The sequence below is a fragment of the Streptomyces sp. NPDC006602 genome (assembly GCF_042870385.1).
GTDB lineage: Bacteria > Actinomycetota > Actinomycetes > Streptomycetales > Streptomycetaceae > Streptomyces.
This window is the reverse complement of record NZ_JBIAHG010000003.1, coordinates 695,615-710,200: the sequence shown is the minus strand read 5'-3', so window position 1 is coordinate 710,200 and position 14,586 is coordinate 695,615. Positions and strand designations below refer to the sequence as shown.

12 protein-coding genes and 1 riboswitch are annotated in these 14,586 nt (G+C 69.8%); of the genes, 6 read left to right on the top strand and 6 right to left on the bottom strand.

What is annotated here, in order from left to right; translation table 11 throughout:
- The first annotated feature begins 118 nt into the window (after window positions 1-118).
- Window positions 119-652 (top strand): DoxX family protein, encoded by a 534-nt coding sequence (locus ACFYO2_RS12000; RefSeq protein ID WP_388347422.1) that lies wholly within the window; start codon window positions 119-121, stop codon window positions 650-652.
- A 67-nt stretch (window positions 653-719) separates the two neighbouring features.
- Here ACFYO2_RS12000 and ACFYO2_RS11995 read toward each other — a convergent pair whose 3' ends face one another.
- Together ACFYO2_RS11995 and ACFYO2_RS11990 are read right to left on the bottom strand one after the other, a co-directional pair.
- On the bottom strand, window positions 720-962 hold the full coding sequence (locus ACFYO2_RS11995; RefSeq protein ID WP_388347420.1) for a hypothetical protein: 243 nt from the start codon (window positions 960-962) through the stop codon (window positions 720-722).
- The gene (locus ACFYO2_RS11990) at window positions 949-2,451 is read right to left on the bottom strand and encodes a PspC domain-containing protein (RefSeq protein ID WP_388347418.1); all 1,503 of its coding nucleotides are present in this window, start codon (window positions 2,449-2,451) and stop codon (window positions 949-951) included. Before ACFYO2_RS11990 ends, ACFYO2_RS11995 begins: the two co-directional genes overlap by 14 nt.
- 179 nt (window positions 2,452-2,630) lie before the next feature.
- On the opposite strand from ACFYO2_RS11990, the gene ACFYO2_RS11985 reads away from it, so the two are divergent.
- Both ACFYO2_RS11985 and ACFYO2_RS11980 read left to right on the top strand, forming a co-directional pair.
- Complete coding sequence (locus ACFYO2_RS11985) at window positions 2,631-3,923, top strand: PspC domain-containing protein (RefSeq protein ID WP_388347416.1); 1,293 nt, start codon at window positions 2,631-2,633, stop codon at window positions 3,921-3,923.
- Window positions 3,920-4,654: a LuxR C-terminal-related transcriptional regulator gene (locus ACFYO2_RS11980; protein ID WP_388347414.1), complete on the top strand. Its 735-nt coding sequence runs from the start codon at window positions 3,920-3,922 to the stop codon at window positions 4,652-4,654. The genes ACFYO2_RS11985 and ACFYO2_RS11980 overlap by 4 nt, the downstream gene beginning before the upstream one ends.
- 182 nt (window positions 4,655-4,836) lie before the next feature.
- Here ACFYO2_RS11980 and ACFYO2_RS11975 read toward each other — a convergent pair whose 3' ends face one another.
- Both ACFYO2_RS11975 and ACFYO2_RS11970 read right to left on the bottom strand, forming a co-directional pair.
- Window positions 4,837-5,670, bottom strand: a complete 834-nt coding sequence (locus ACFYO2_RS11975) for a phosphotransferase (RefSeq protein WP_388347412.1) — start codon at window positions 5,668-5,670, stop codon at window positions 4,837-4,839.
- A 408-nt stretch (window positions 5,671-6,078) separates the two neighbouring features.
- Window positions 6,079-7,143, bottom strand: a complete 1,065-nt coding sequence (locus ACFYO2_RS11970; protein ID WP_388347410.1) for an NlpC/P60 family protein — start codon at window positions 7,141-7,143, stop codon at window positions 6,079-6,081.
- 485 nt (window positions 7,144-7,628) lie between these two features.
- Here ACFYO2_RS11970 and ACFYO2_RS11965 point away from each other — a divergent pair, with 485 nt between their 5' ends.
- The gene (locus ACFYO2_RS11965) at window positions 7,629-7,982 is read left to right on the top strand and encodes a hypothetical protein (protein ID WP_388347408.1); all 354 of its coding nucleotides are present in this window, start codon (window positions 7,629-7,631) and stop codon (window positions 7,980-7,982) included.
- Window positions 7,983-8,056: 74 nt separating this feature from the next.
- Here ACFYO2_RS11965 and ACFYO2_RS11960 read toward each other — a convergent pair whose 3' ends face one another.
- Window positions 8,057-9,232 (bottom strand): NlpC/P60 family protein, encoded by a 1,176-nt coding sequence (locus tag ACFYO2_RS11960; protein WP_388347406.1) that lies wholly within the window; start codon window positions 9,230-9,232, stop codon window positions 8,057-8,059.
- A 7-nt stretch (window positions 9,233-9,239) separates the two neighbouring features.
- Window positions 9,240-9,410: riboswitch (cyclic di-AMP (ydaO/yuaA leader) on the bottom strand.
- A 709-nt stretch (window positions 9,411-10,119) separates the two neighbouring features.
- Between ACFYO2_RS11960 and ACFYO2_RS11955 the strand changes: the two genes are divergently transcribed.
- Both ACFYO2_RS11955 and pcrA read left to right on the top strand, forming a co-directional pair.
- Window positions 10,120-10,245, top strand: coding sequence for a hypothetical protein (locus ACFYO2_RS11955; RefSeq protein ID WP_388347404.1), 126 nt, complete (start codon window positions 10,120-10,122; stop codon window positions 10,243-10,245).
- 88 nt (window positions 10,246-10,333) lie between these two features.
- On the top strand, window positions 10,334-12,853 hold the full coding sequence (gene pcrA, locus ACFYO2_RS11950) for a DNA helicase PcrA (RefSeq protein ID WP_388347402.1): 2,520 nt from the start codon (window positions 10,334-10,336) through the stop codon (window positions 12,851-12,853).
- Between the two features lie 65 nt (window positions 12,854-12,918).
- Here the strand turns inward: pcrA and ACFYO2_RS11945 are convergent, their stop codons facing one another.
- Window positions 12,919-14,430, bottom strand: a complete 1,512-nt coding sequence (locus ACFYO2_RS11945) for a M23 family metallopeptidase (protein ID WP_388347606.1) — start codon at window positions 14,428-14,430, stop codon at window positions 12,919-12,921.
- Window positions 14,431-14,586 lie beyond the last annotated feature (156 nt).

Below are 14,586 nucleotides of genomic sequence, written 5' to 3'. Positions count from 1 at the left end.
GAGAAACTGGTCGGGACAGGGGCGCAACTGGCCGCGGCGGGATTGAGCGGGGCATCCCTGTCGTACGTATCGTCACCTGAGGGGTCACGGCACGGCGGGCGAGAGGCGGCTAGCAGCTATGACTCACGGCATTCGTACGGACACGCACTCCCCCTATGTGAACGGCGGCCCGGACTGGCGCGACACCGCCACCCGCTACGCCCTCCTTCCGCTCCGCGTCTTCCTCGGCGTCACCTTCATCTACGCCGGCCTGGACAAACTGACCGACAGCGCCTTCATGAAGGACTCCGGCTCCGGCTCGATCGGCGACCTGATGCGCACGGTGCGCGACTCCTCCGCCATCCCGGACCTGGTCGACCTGTCCCTGAAGAACCCCGTCAGCTTCGGCTACGCCATCGCCTTCGGTGAACTCGCCGTCGGTATCGGCGTCCTCATCGGACTCCTGACCCGCCTGGCCGCGCTCGGCGGCGCACTGATCTCGCTGAGCCTGTGGCTGACGGTGAGCTGGGCCACCGAGCCGTACTACTACGGCAACGACCTCATCTACCTGATGGCCTGGATCCCCCTCGTCCTCGCCGGCGCCCCCGTCCTCTCCCTGGACGCGGCCCTACGGGCACGGCGACGCCGACGGCACTTCGGGGACTACCGGTAGCTCCGGCGGCGCGGGACGGGTGCTGTTGTCGGCGGGGCGGTTCGGTGCGCTTGCCGCGCCGCCCCCGTCAGCGCGACTCCACCGGCTGCGGCCCGGCGGGGTTCGTACGAGCCACCGCGCGGCGCCTGCGTATGGACCGGGTCAGGACTCCGACCGCGCCCGCCAGGCAGAGGCCGCCGACGACGACGGGGATGATCACGAACCACGGAGTCTCCCAGGCGCCGCCCGCGTCACCGGCGTAGATGACGCCCGCGAGGATCAGGAAGAACCCGGCGACCAGCTTCCCCGGCTGGAGCTCATGACGCAGCACGGCTCACCTCCGCCTGTCCGATGCCGACCCTGAGATCGAGGTCCAGCGTGCCGGTGCCGCCGGCCGTCGGTGTCAGGGTGACCTCCTTGTGCTTGCCCGGTGCCACGTCCACGTCCTTCTCGTCGTCGCCCGGCAACTGGATGTCGCCCACCCCCACGTCGATGCTCAGCTGCACGGTCACGTCCGCGGGCACGATGATCAGCAGCCGGCCCATGCCCACGTCGGCCTGAGTGGCCACCGTCTGCCCTTTCGCCACGTCCAGTCGGCTCAGGTCCAGGGTGCCGACGCCGGTGCCCAGGTCGTAGTCCTGCTGGACGTCCGCCACCGTGGCGGGCCGCCAGTTCGTGCGCTCCCAGTGCGTGCTGATGTCCGAGGGCAGGGCGGCCGCCCCGGCGAGCAGGCCCGCCGTGACGATCGCCAGGAAGATCGATCCCGCCCCCGTGCGCCCCAGGAACGCGCTGACCGCCACGCCGACGCCGAGGATGATGAGCGCGCAGGCCAGGCCGGTCTGCAGGCTGGTACCAAGGGTGTGGTCCTCCCACGTCAGGCGGGTACCGAGCCCGCCCGCGAGCAGCGCGAGCAGGAACACCCAGCCGCCGATCCAGCGAGGGCCGCGGGGTGCGGGCGGCGGGGTGTACGGGGTGCGTATGTGCTCGCGGTAGCGCCAAGGGGTGCCCAGGCCGATGTTGACGGCCGCTGAGATGTCGCGGTCCCGGGAGTCCATCGGGCCCCACAGATAACCGGTGCCGCCGACATGCGTGCCGTCCTTGACGATGGGGTCGCGCCACCAGGACAGGTATGCGGCGGGCACCGGCGGTGCCTGGGCCTCCGGCGGGGCGTCGGCGACGGCCTGGGCGGCCAGGGCGTCGGTGTCGGGGGCGCCGCGATGCCGCGACCAGTACCCGGCGCCCGCCAGGAGCAGGGAGAGGACGACGGCGAAGGCCAGCACCCCGCCGTTGTTCAACAGCGTCAGGAACACACCGCAGCCGACCAGCGCGAACAGCACGGCCGTCAGCGCCTGGCCGTCCACGCGGCCCGTCAGCAGCTTGCGCACCTCGTTCTCTTCCTCGTCCTCGTACGGGACGAAGAGCCACGCGAAGCCGTAGAAGATGAGGCCGATACCGCCGGTCGCGGACAGCACCGCGAGGGTGATCCGGAAGATCACCGGATCCATGTCGCACTGCCGCCCCAGCCCGGCACACACCCCGGCGAGCATCTTGTGCCGCCGGTCGCGCCGGAACTTGTGGGGCAGCTGGACCGCGCCCGCTTCCGCCGCGGCCGTCTCGCCCTCCCCCTCCCCCTCCGCGCCCGCCCGCACGTGCGCACGCGAGGCCGCGCCGGGGCCTGCCGGGGCGTCCGCGTGCGGCTCCGCCCCCGCGGCGGGTGCGGCATCCGCGGCGGGCGCGGCATCCTGCGGCCCGGCACCCGGTCGGGGGCGCGGGCCGGAGCCGGGTCCCGGACCCGTCGCGGCGTGGTCGTGATCTGTCATGGCTCCATGGTGACTGCCGCACCGCCGCCGCGGCAGTCGGAATGACCCTGGCCGGACCCTGATATCTGCCCTGAGCCGGCGCCGGGGAAGCGTTCGACGGTCCCGCCCGTCGAAGATCAGGGGAGTCTCGGGGAACAACCCTGATGCCCGGGCCCTCCGGCCGTGTGAACATCGATGGCATGCCGGAAGCCGCAGCAGCGCCAGTCGTCGAACCGCGGCCGCCGCGCAAGCTCTACCGCAGCAGTGACGGACGCTGGCTCGGTGGCGTGGCGCGGGGGCTCGCCGGACATCTCGGCCTGCCCGTGATCTGGGTGCGGCTCGTCTTCGTCGGCCTGTTCCTGGCGGACGGCCTCGGCGCCCTGCTGTATGCCGCGTTCTGGTTCTTCGTGCCCCTCGGCGTCGGCGGCGTGGGCGGCCAGCGGTCCCCGTCCCTGGTCGCCACCGAGACCTCGTCGGACGGCCGCCGCAGACTCGTCACGCGCAGGCCCGACAAGGGCCAGATCGTGGCCTTGCTCCTCATGGTCGTCGTGGCCATGGTCTTCGTCGGCAATGTGAACCTCGGCAACGGCGCCAAGGCCTACCTCTGGCCGGTCGTCCTCGTCGGCGCGGGCGTCGCCCTCGTCTGGCGCCAGGCGGACAACGCCCGCCGGGCCCGCTGGGTCGAGGCCGGTCGCCGCAGGCGCACACTCACCCTGCTGCGGGCCGTGGCCGGCGTGCTGCTGGTCACCGCCGGTGTCTCCGGCATCTTCGTCCTGCAGGGCTCCGCCGCCCACCTCGGCTCGGTCCTGCAGGCGGCCCTCGCGGTCCTCGTCGGTATAACGCTCCTGGCCGGTCCCTACCTCGTGCGAATGACCCAGGACCTCTCCGAGGAGCGCCTGATGCGCATCCGCGCCCAGGAGCGCGCCGAGGTCGCCGCTCATGTCCACGACTCGGTGCTGCACACCCTCACCCTGATTCAGCGCAATGCGGAGAGCCCGGCGGAGGTGCGCCGCCTCGCCCGCGCCCAGGAGCGCGACCTGCGCACCTGGCTGTACAAGCCCGAGGGCACCGGCAAGGACGAGGCCGACGAGCCCACCACCCTCGCCGACGCGGTGCGGCGCAACGCCGCGGAGGTCGAGGACAAGCACGGCGTCCCCATAGAGGTGGTCGTCGTCGGCGACTGCCCCCTCGACGAGAGAATCGGGCCACAGATGCAGGCCGCACGCGAAGCGATGGTGAACGCCGCCAAGTACGGTGGCGAGGGCGGCGCAGTCCAGGTCTACGCCGAAGTCGAGGGAAAGACGGTCTTCGTGTCCGTCCGGGACCGCGGCCCCGGCTTCGACCTCGACTCGATACCCGCCGACCGCATGGGCGTCAGAGAATCGATCATCGGCCGCATGGAGCGCAACGGCGGCACGGCGCGGCTGCGCGCGGTGCCGGACGGCGGCACGGAGGTCGAGCTGGAGATGGAGAGGGCGGAGAAGACGTCATGAGCGACCCCACCGAGGGAACCGGCACGGCGGGAGCGCCGGAGACGGCGAATGCCTCAGGCGGCGAGAGCGGGCGCCATGTGCGCGTGGTCCTCGTCGACGACCACCGCATGTTCCGTACGGGCGTGCAGGCCGAGATCGGCCAGACCGAGCAGACCGGCGTGGAGGTCGTCGGCGAGGCGGCCGACGTCGACCAGGCGGTCACTGTCATCACCGCGACCCGGCCCGAGGTGGTCCTCCTCGACGTCCACCTTCCGGGCGGCGGCGGCGTCGAAGTCCTGCGCCGCTGCGCCCCGTTGATGTCCGACGCCCAGCAGCCCGTCCGCTTCCTCGCCCTGTCCGTGTCGGACGCGGCGGAGGACGTGATCGGCGTGATCCGCGGCGGAGCGCGAGGCTACGTCACCAAGACGATCACAGGCGCCGACCTGATCAACTCCATCTTCCGGGTCCAGGAAGGCGACGCGGTCTTCTCCCCGAGGCTCGCCGGTTTCGTCCTCGACGCCTTCGCCTCCACGGATGCGCCTCCCGTCGACGAGGACCTCGACCGCCTCACCCAGCGGGAGCGCGAGGTACTCCGGCTGATCGCGCGGGGGTACGCGTACAAGGAGATCGCCAAGCAGCTCTTCATCTCCGTGAAGACGGTCGAGTCCCATGTCTCGGCGGTGCTGCGGAAGCTTCAGCTGTCGAACCGTCATGAGCTGACTCGGTGGGCCACGGCGCGGCGGCTCGTCTAGGACTTGTCCGGCTGATCATGTGCCTGGTCCGTGTCCGGCTTGTTGCTGCGGGGCATGGGGCGAGGGGATGAGATGTCCTCTCAAGCCGGCGGAGTTCGACCGCTGCACCGCGTCGGGACGCCGCACACGGCGCAGCGGATCGGGACCGGTCCGGCAGCCCCTCTGTCTCGAGTTCAGCCCAGTCAGCAACGATCGAGTGCAGCGCGAACCTGGTTGAGCCCCTGCACTCTCCAGTGGTCCCGGTCAGGCATCTGGTCGTCTCGGCGCCAGCGCCAGGCGGAGAACATCGCCCAGTTCAGGGCGCGGCACCGGTGAATCAGGTCGTGGTCAGCCCCCGCATAGTGCCTTGCCACTTCTTCGGGCGCATGGGCGAGGTCGAACTCGATCGGTCCACGGCAGCACGTGGCGAGGTCTACGAAAAGCGGCCCTCTTCTCGTGTTCAGGAGGTTGCCCGGATGCGGCTCGCCGTGCAACAGCTGGTCGTCGGCTCTGTCGATGCTGATCGCGGCGCTCACACCACTGAGTGTGTCGCTGAGGAGCTCCCGGTCAGAATCGGACAGCTCGGGGGACTGTTCCCGGTCGTTCACCTCTCTCAGTGCCACGGCGACTCGATCGGTGAAATGCGGTGCGTCCAGATCGATCTGGCGCAGGGCGGCATGGTGCCGCAGGAGCACGTCTGCGTAGTCGGCCGGCGCCATCTCCGATCCCGCAGGTTCGTAGTAGGTCCAGAGCGAGATGGCGAAGGCATCACGCACATAGACCCGGGATCCGACCCGAGGGTCGAGCTCAGCCACCGGAGCGTCGACGTCGGCGAGATGCTGAGCAACCTCTACTTCGAACGCGGAATCAGCCAGATGCCCTGAAGGTGCGACCCGAGCCAGAACACCGCAAGGGACCAGGCGCAGCGCGACGCGGTCCGAGTTGTGGATGACGACCACATCGTTGACCTGAAGGCCCAGCTCCGAAGCTGTCGCCCGTCCTGCCTCAACTGCGCGGCGGAGTTCCAATGGCTCCATACCGTCCTCCCTCATTGTTGCGTACACATACACGTCTGAGGTCAACAGCGATGCCCCGAACTCTTCGCCAACATCACTCGGCGCCCGAACCCCGAACCGGCGACAAGCATGGCAAAGCAGGACCTGGACAGGCCCTGGGATTTATTTGGTCGATCATGTGGCTACTCGGTGTCCGGGGCGTTGGTGTGGACATGGGGCGAGGGGATCTGACGGATGCCGAGCGGGAGCGGCTGCGGCCGTTTCTGCCGAGGCGATCACCGCGCAGCGGTACGAGCCTTCCAGCCGGAACAGGGCGACACAGGTACCCGCTGGGTCTTCCACACCTCTGCCTCACTGGCGTGCGGATCGTCGCGCGAGTCCGGTCCATAGGCTGAGAGAGCGGGGTTCGCGTGCGGTGTCCTGGTCCGCTCACACGACCCGCGTCGCCCCCGCGAACGGCATCTCGCTGATTGGAGCCAGCCGGACCGGTGCCGACGGGTTCGGGGCGTGGATCATCTGCCCGTTGCCGACGTAGATGCCGACGTGGCTGATCGCGGAGTAGAAGAACACCAGGTCACCCGGGAGGAGTTCGGAACGGGAGACGCGTCGGCCCGTGTCGATCTGGGCGTAGGTCGTGCGGGGGAGGGAGATGCCGGCGGAGCGGTAGGCGGCCTGGACGAGGCCCGAGCAGTCGAAGGCGTCCGGGCCGGTCGCGCCCCACACGTAGGGGCTGCCGAGCTTGGCGTAGGCGTACGAGACGGCGGCCGCGGCGCGGGAGTTGGGCGCCTGGGCGGTGGCTGATCCGGGGGCCGCGAGGCCGTCCCGGGCGGTCGTCGACGAGCGGGAGGCGCGATCGGCTCCGTCCTCGCCCAGTTGTGCGCGCTCCTCCGTGGGCAGCTGGGACAGCAGTTGGCGGGCCGCGTCCAGCTTGCTGTTGATCGCCATCTTGTGGCGTTTCAGCTCCGCCTGGCGGGACTGCAGGGAGGCGAGCTCGATGTGGGCGGCGCCGCGCAGCTGCTCGATCTCCCGCAGTTGTTCGCGGACGCGTGCCACGGACGAGGCCTGGCGGCTGCCGGCCCGTTCGGCGAACTCGGCGCCGTCCAGGTACTGGTCGGGGTCGGCGGAGAGTGCCAGCTGCAGGGCGGGGTCGAGGCCGCCGTCGCGGTACTGCGCGGCGGCCATCGTCCCCAGCGCGTCCCGGGCCGAGTTGAGGTTCTCCGTCTGGCGCGCCGCCTGGTCCTGCAGGGTCGCCAGCCGGGTCTCGGCCGCCTCCGCCTTCTCCTTCGCGCCGTTGTACTTCTCGGTGGCGACCTCCGCCTCCTGGTACAGCTTGTCCACCTTCGCCTTGACCTGCGCCGGCGTGAGCTGGGGCTCGGCGTGTCCGGTCCCGTCGAAGCCGGTCGCGGTCGCCGCGCCGGCGAGGGCTATGGTCGCCGCCGTACGGGCCTTGGTGCCGCTGACCGAGCGTTGCCGGGGCTTGCGGTGCGCTGCCACGTGGACTGCACGTCCTTTCGTACGACCGCCTTGTGACCGCCTTGTCCGTACGAACGCCAAGCGGAGCGGACGTAAGGGCGCCCTGGGGCGGTCACGCGTCCGGCGGCGACCAGCACAGGGGAAAGCGGACCGCCGCCGGACCTTCTCGGCGGTGGTGGCCGACTGCCGCCCCTGGCCCGGGCGGCGGTGGGGAGCCGGTCACCTGATGGAGGACGCTAAACCCGACCGTGACGGTGGGGTAACGCGATGTGCGGAAGTTCTCCCAGCTGACCGACGGGTGACCGTATGTGACCGTGATCCGCGATCGGCCCCGTCTACTTCACGCAGAGCGATGACCGATGTGCCGAATCCGTACCCGCGAGGGCGGTTGGGTGCTATGGGGCGCATATGTGCAAGATTCGGTCAGCCCGGGAGGCGGGCGAGAGGTGCCCTTGGGAAGGGGCGGTGTCGGGTGGCGCATGAGGCCGTGATTAGGCTCCGGCCTCATGGACGTACTCATCCATCTCTTCGTCGGCCTGCACATCGTCGGCATCGCCTCGCTGCTCGGCGGCTTCCTCAACCAGATGAAGGCGATGGGCCAGGGCACCGCCCGCTTCGTCCCGGCGATGCTGCACGGCGCGCTGACGATGCTGGTCACCGGCGTGATCCTGGTCGGCCTCAACCAGGCCGACGACCAGTCCGTCAACAACATCAAGATCGGCGTGAAGCTGGCCCTGCTGATCGTGATCCTTGGTCTCGTCTACGTCCAGCGGGACGAGGAGGCGGTGGACAAGCGGCTGTTCGGGCTGGTCGGCGCGCTGACCACGGCGAACATCTTCATCGCGGTGCTGTGGACGTGATCGCGGACCTGATCGCGGACTGATCTCGGACGTGCCGGCGACGTAGGCCGCCGGCACCGCCTCCGAGCGTCGTGTCAGGCCGGCCGCACGACGCTGTAGATCGACGACTCGCCGTCGTAGTAGATGGACTCCTCGCGGACGTACGCGCCCGGCTTCGGGGCGTGGATCATCATGCCGTTGCCGATGTAGAGGCCGACGTGGCTGATGTCGTCGTAGAAGAAGACCAGGTCGCCGGGCTGGGCGGCGGAGAGGGAGACCGTGGTGCCGGCGTTGACCTGGTCGTAGGTGACGCGCGGGATGTCGACGCCGGCGGCCTTCCAGGCGGCCTGGGTGAGGCCGGAGCAGTCGTAGGACTCGGGGCCGGTGGCGCCCCAGACGTACGGCTTGCCGATCTGGGCGCGGGCGAAGGCGAGGGCCTTCTCGGCCTTGGTGGCGTACGAGGAGTCCGTGGTGGACGAGTCGGTGGCGGTGGAGGAGGAAGAGCCTGAGGTGCCGCTGCTCGCCTCCTGCTGAGCCGCCGCCTCCTCCTGGGCCTTCTGCTCCGCCGCCTGCTGCCGCGCCAGCTCGGCCGCCTTGGCCGCGGCCTCCTGCTGTTTCTTCTGCTCGATCGCCGCGAGCCGGGCCTTTTCCTCGGCGGTCAGCTGCGACAGCAGCGCGCGGGCGTCGGCCAGCTTCTTCTGGACGGTGGCCTTGGAGGTCTTCAGGTCGCTCTGCGACTCGGTGAGCTTCTGAAGGCTCTGGGTGGCCTCCTGGCGCTTCGCCATCGTCGCGGACTGCTCGGTGACGTAGTCGTCGACCGCGCCCTTCTGACGATTGGTCAGCCGGCCCATCAGCTGGGACTGGTCGAAGTAGTCCTGCGGGGAGTCCGCGAGCAGGAAGGTCGCCGTGTCGGGGGCGGACGCGCCGGTCCGGTACTGGGCGGCGGCGAAGGAACCAAGTTCCTCCCGCGCCTCGTTGAGCCTCTGGGTGCGCTGGGCGACGTCGTCCAGGAGGGTGTCGACGCGCTTGCGCTGCTTGACGGTGTTTTCCTGGGCCGCGTTGTACTTGTCGGTGGCCGACTCGGCCTGCCGGTACAGGTCGTCGACTTTCTTCTCGACTTCTTCAAGGCTCGGTTTGTCGTCGGTCGACGGGGCGGCATTGGCCGTCTGGGACAGGAGGGCCACGGAGGTGAGGGCGGCCGTGGCCAGGGCAGGGGTCCGGATGCCTGCTACGCGCGTACCCGAAGGACGCGACTTGCGGTGCGACGCCAAGGGAGGCGACTCCTTCCACGTTCCGCCTACCGAGTTAGCTGTCGGGTTCGGGCGGGTGGTTAGGAAGGTTTGCCCTACGGCCCTTCCCTCGAAGGGAGTGCGAGCCGATTCACCCCAAGGTCGGTGGGTCCCCGGCTCCGGGCGCACGGCGGCGCGTCGGACTCGGCGGAGGCCGTGCGGCCCGGCGACGTTCGCCGGTGGGTGTCGTACGGCCTGCCCGGCACGGTAGCCAACAGGTGTGGCCCCTGTGAAGGTTGATGTTCGATATGCCCGATACATTTTCGTGACCTTGGGTCAGGGCGTGGCTTCTTGTGGTCGATCCGGAGTGATCTGCCACGACTTGGGCGTATTTTCGCTGGAGTGGCGACGTCCGCCCGCTTCGGGGCGCTAGCTTCCACCCCGGCGCGGTCCGGTGCCGTGACTGGGTGAGAGAGGCACGGCCATGAGGAAGCGCAGGACACTCGTCGCCACGGGAATCGCGACAGGAGCAGCACTCGCCGCCACCGCGGGCATCGCACCCGCCAGTGCCGACGGGGGGCAGACCTCGGGCAAACCCGTCGTCCGGGTGATCGCGACCGGCCTCGACAACCCGCGACAGCTCTCCTACGACGACGGCCAGCTGTACGTCGCCGAGGTCGGCCAGGGCGGCAAGAAGTGCATCGGGGAGGGATCCGAGGGCGAGACGTGCGTCGGCCTCACCTCACGCGCGTGTGGACGGTCGCCCCCTGGACCGGCAAGATCCTCGGCTGGAAGTCCGGCTTCGGCTCCATCGGTGGCCTGGCCCTCAACGACAAGGGCGACCTGTACGTCAGCCAGCTCTTCGCCGGCCAGGTGACGAAGGTCTCGCACGGCAAACGTACGAGCGTGAAGGTGCCGTCCCGGCGGGCGTGGCCGTCGACCCGTACGACGGCAAGGTCTACGTCTCGGCCTGGTCGATCGCCGACCGTGACGGCACGGTCCTGGAGGGCAGGAAGACGCCGGGCGGCCAGCTCTGGAAGATCCTCGCCTTCTGAGCCTTCTGAGCCTTCTGAACCATCGGAACAGGCGAAGTTCTTGGGGCGGCGGCGGGGTGTCAGTGGGGCGTCCTAGACTCGGAGAGCGATGAGCAGCCTCTTTGATGACAGCTTCCTGGCGAACCTCCAGGCCCCTCGGGCCCACGAGGAAGAACCACCGCCGCCCGACGACGATCACGTACCGGAGCCGGTTCCGGACGATCTGTTCGGCGGGAAGTTCGACGCGCCGCCGGACCGATGGGGGTCCCCCCGCTCGAGCGGAGCCGAGAGTGGGGGAGGGTACTACCGCGACGGCGCCCCCCGTCCGGTGGTGGACCCGGCCGCGCTCCTGGACGGGCTGAACGAGAACCAGCGTGCCGCGGTCGTGCACCACGGCACCCCGCTGCTCATCGTGGCCGGCGCCGGCTCCGGCAAGACCCGCGTGCTCACCCACCGGATCGCGTACCTGCTGGGCGAGCGGAACGTGCATCCGGGCCAGATCCTCGCGATCACCTTCACCAACAAGGCCGCGGGCGAGATGAAGGAGCGCGTCGAGCAGCTCGTCGGCCCGCGAGCGAACGCCATGTGGGTGATGACGTTCCACAGCGCGTGCGTGCGAATTCTGCGCCGGGAGTCGAAGAAGCTCGGCTTCACCTCCTCGTTCTCGATCTACGACGCGGCCGACAGCAAGCGCCTGATGGCCCTGGTCTGCCGCGACCTGGACCTCGACCCCAAGCGCTTCCCGCCGAAGTCCTTCAGCGCCAAGATCTCGAACCTGAAGAACGAGCTGATCGACGAGGAGGACTTCGCCGCCCAGGCCACCGACGGCTTCGAGAAGACCCTCGCGCAGGCCTACGCCATGTACCAGTCGCGACTGCGCGAGGCAAACGCCCTCGACTTCGACGACCTGATCATGACGACCGTCAACCTCCTGCGCGCGTTCCCGGACGTGGCCGAGCACTACCGCCGCCGCTTCCGGCACGTCCTCGTGGACGAGTACCAGGACACCAACCACGCCCAGTACGCCCTGGTCAGGGAACTCGTCGGCACCGCCGAGCACCCGGTGGACGTACCACCCAGCGAGTACGACCTGCAGCCCGCCGAACTGTGCGTCGTGGGCGACGCCGACCAGTCGATCTACGCCTTCCGCGGCGCGACCATCCGCAACATCCTCCAGTTCGAGGAGGACTACCCGGACGCGACGACGATCCTCCTGGAGCAGAACTACCGCTCCACGCAGACGATCCTCACCGTCGCCAACGCCGTCATCGAGCGCAACGAGTCCCGCCGCCCCAAGAACCTGTGGACCAACGCGGGCGCGGGCGCGCGCATCACCGGCTATGTCGCCGACACCGAGCACGACGAGGCGCAGTTCGTCGCCGACGAGATAGACCGCCTCACCGACGCGGGCGAGGCGAAGGCGGGAGACGTCGCCGTCTTCTACCGCACGAACGCCCAGTCCCGTGTCTTCGAAGAGGTCTTCATCCGCGTCGGCCTGCCCTACAAGGTCGTCGGCGGCGTCCGCTTCTACGAGCGCAAGGAGGTCCGGGACGTCCTGGCCTACCTGCGGGTGCTGGCCAACCCGGAGGACTCGGTGCCGCTGCGCCGGATCCTGAACGTCCCCAAGCGCGGCATCGGCGACCGCGCTGAGGCGATGATCGACGCCCTGTCCCAGCGCGAGAAGATCAGCTTCCCGCAGGCGCTCAAGCGCGTCGACGAGGCGTACGGCATGGCCGCGCGCTCCACGAACGCCGTGAAGCGGTTCAACACGCTGATGGAGGACCTCCGTACCATCGTCGAGTCCGGCGCGGGCCCGGCTACCGTCCTGGAAGCGGTGCTCGAACGCACCGGCTACCTCGCCGAGTTGCAGGCATCCACCGACCCGCAGGACGAGACCCGGATCGAGAACCTCCAGGAACTCGCCGCCGTGGCCCTGGAGTTCGAGCAGGAGACGGGGGAGGGCGAGACGTCCGGCTCGCTCTCCGACTTCCTGGAGCGGGTGGCCCTGGTCGCCGACTCCGACCAGATCCCCGACGAGGACGAGGACGGCTCCGGAGTCATCACCCTGATGACCCTGCACACCGCCAAGGGCCTCGAGTTCCCGGTGGTCTTCCTGAGCGGCATGGAGGACGGCGTCTTCCCGCACATGCGCGCCCTCGGCCAGGCCAAGGAGCTGGAGGAGGAGCGGCGCCTGGCGTACGTCGGCATCACGCGCGCGCGGGAACGGCTGTATCTGACCCGGTCGTCGATGCGCAGCGCGTGGGGGCAGCCGTCGTACAACCCGCCCTCGCGGTTCCTGGAGGAGATTCCGGCGCAGCACGTCGACTGGAAGCGCACCGGTGCCACCGGGCCGATGCCCTCGGGTCCGGCGTCCGGCGTGGCCGCCTCACTGTCGTCGTCCCGCTCACGCTCGTCGGCCTCGGGCGCGTCCGGCTTCGCCACGCGCCGGACCTCGGAGAAGCCGGTCGTGGCCCTGACGGTCGGGGACCGGGTGACGCACGACCAGTTCGGGCTCGGCACGGTCGTGGCCGTGAAGGGCACGGGCGGCAACGCCGAGGCGACGATCGACTTCGGGGACACCAACCCGAAGCGGCTGCTGCTGCGGTACGCGCCGGTCGAGAAGCTGTAGCCGGGAAGTCGTAGGAGACGGGGGCTGGGGGCTGGGGGCGATAGCCCCCGGTCCGGCTCCGAGCCTTACGTCGGGTCGATCCCGTGGCTGCGCAGCCACGGCAGCGGATCGATGGCCGAGCCACCTGCGGGTCGCACCTCGAAGTGCAGGTGCGGGCCGGTCGAGTTGCCGGAGTTGCCGGAGTACGCGATCGGGTCACCGGCTTTGACGGTAGTACCGGAGGCGACGCGGTAGCTGGAGAGGTGGCAGTACCACGTCTCCGTGCCGTCCTTCGCGGTCACGATCATCATGTTGCCGTACGCGCTGTTCCACTGCGTCCGCACGGTGCCGTCGGTCGCGGCCATCACGGTCGTGCCGTAGGACACCGGGAAGTCGATGCCGGTGTGCACGGACATCCAGTTGATGCCGGACTGGCCGAAGTAGGCGCTGAGCCCGTGCTGCGCGACCGGCAGGGCGTACTTGGGGCGCAGCCGCTCCTTGCGCGCGGCCTCCGCGGCCGCCTTCTTCTTCTCCGCGATCTGCTGGGCCTTGAGGTCGATACGTTCCTGCGTACGGCTGGCCCGGTCGGCGAAGTCGTCGGCGCCCGCGGAAAGGCTCTTCAGCTGGGTGTCCAGCTTGTTGTTCGCGGCGGACGGCTTGACGGCGGTGGCGTCCGCCGCGGTCGTCGACGTGTCGCTGCTGTCGTCGGCCAGTGCACTGACGGACGCGGCCGCGATCCCCGCGACGCCCATGACGCAGGCCGAGGGAACGGCCACCGTCAGCAGCGCGGAGCGCTTGGGGGGCGGACGCCGGCGGGAGCGGGAGGCGCCGCGGGCCGCGGCGCGCGAGGACGGGGCGAGGGCCGGTGTGGCTGCGGCTGCGGCCTCCGGGACGACTTCTTCCTGGTCGTCGAGGAGTAGCGCGTCGGCTGCGGCGGGCATGGCGTCGGTGGCGGTCGACTCGCCGTCGTGCGAGGTGGCCTCGCCGTACGGCCTGTCGTACGCGACCTGCTCGAAGGTGGCCGTCGCGTGCTGCTCGTACTCTTCGTGGCCGGAGGCGCCGCCGTCGGAGTTCCACTGCGTGGCGTCGTAGGCACCCGTGTCGAAGGCCTGTGTGCCCCATTCCCAGTGCTGGGTCTGGTCGGCCGGGACGCAGGACGGGTCGGGCTGGAGCCAGGCACTCGCGTCCCACTGGCCGCTCACCTCGGGGCCGGTGGCCTGCGGCGGGATCGAGGAGAGCTGCTGGTGGCCGGCGTTCCAGGCGGTGGTGTCGTACGCGCCGGTGTCGTAGGCGGCGTGGTGCTGGGCCGCGTACGCGTCGTAGTTCAGGGTCTGGTGACTGTCTGTCGACCACGTCGAGGTGTCGTACGAACCCGTGGAGTCGCCAGGAAGGCAGCCGAAGAGGGGATCGGTCTCGAAGGACGTGGTGGCCTGGCCGGAGGCGTCGAAACCGGTGCCCGAAGTCGTGCCCGAAGCGGTGTCAAAACCGGTGGCGTCGTACGTGGCGTGCGTGGTGAAGTCCCCGTACTGGGCTTCCTGGGTGCCGTACGACGCGTAGGGCGCCGAGACGGCTTCGGAAGCCGGGGCCGGGGTGGTCATGGTCCCCGACGGGTGACGGTCGTTCACCAACTTCTCTTTCGCCTCGACGACAGGGGCTGCCAGAGCAGTGCGGTGACTGTACCCGGCGGTACGCGGGCACGACAATCTTCGTCAGGTTTCCCGCCCGAAGGAAACGGGCATTCGGCCGTGTTTCGG

Bases quoted from the DNA above. Each gene is read 5' to 3' on its own strand.
- ACFYO2_RS11975 (WP_388347412.1), bottom strand. From the start codon at position 5,670: ATGGAGCCATTGGAACTCCGCCGCGCAGTTGAGGCAGGACGGGCGACA.
- ACFYO2_RS11980 (WP_388347414.1), top strand. From the start codon at position 3,920: ATGAGCGACCCCACCGAGGGAACCGGCACGGCGGGAGCGCCGGAGACG.
- ACFYO2_RS12000 (WP_388347422.1), top strand. From the start codon at position 119: ATGACTCACGGCATTCGTACGGACACGCACTCCCCCTATGTGAACGGC.
- ACFYO2_RS11965 (WP_388347408.1), top strand. From the start codon at position 7,629: ATGGACGTACTCATCCATCTCTTCGTCGGCCTGCACATCGTCGGCATC.
- ACFYO2_RS11985 (WP_388347416.1), top strand. From the start codon at position 2,631: ATGCCGGAAGCCGCAGCAGCGCCAGTCGTCGAACCGCGGCCGCCGCGC.
- pcrA (WP_388347402.1), top strand. From the start codon at position 10,334: ATGAGCAGCCTCTTTGATGACAGCTTCCTGGCGAACCTCCAGGCCCCT.
- ACFYO2_RS11945 (WP_388347606.1), bottom strand. From the start codon at position 14,430: ATGACCACCCCGGCCCCGGCTTCCGAAGCCGTCTCGGCGCCCTACGCG.
- ACFYO2_RS11990 (WP_388347418.1), bottom strand. From the start codon at position 2,451: ATGACAGATCACGACCACGCCGCGACGGGTCCGGGACCCGGCTCCGGC.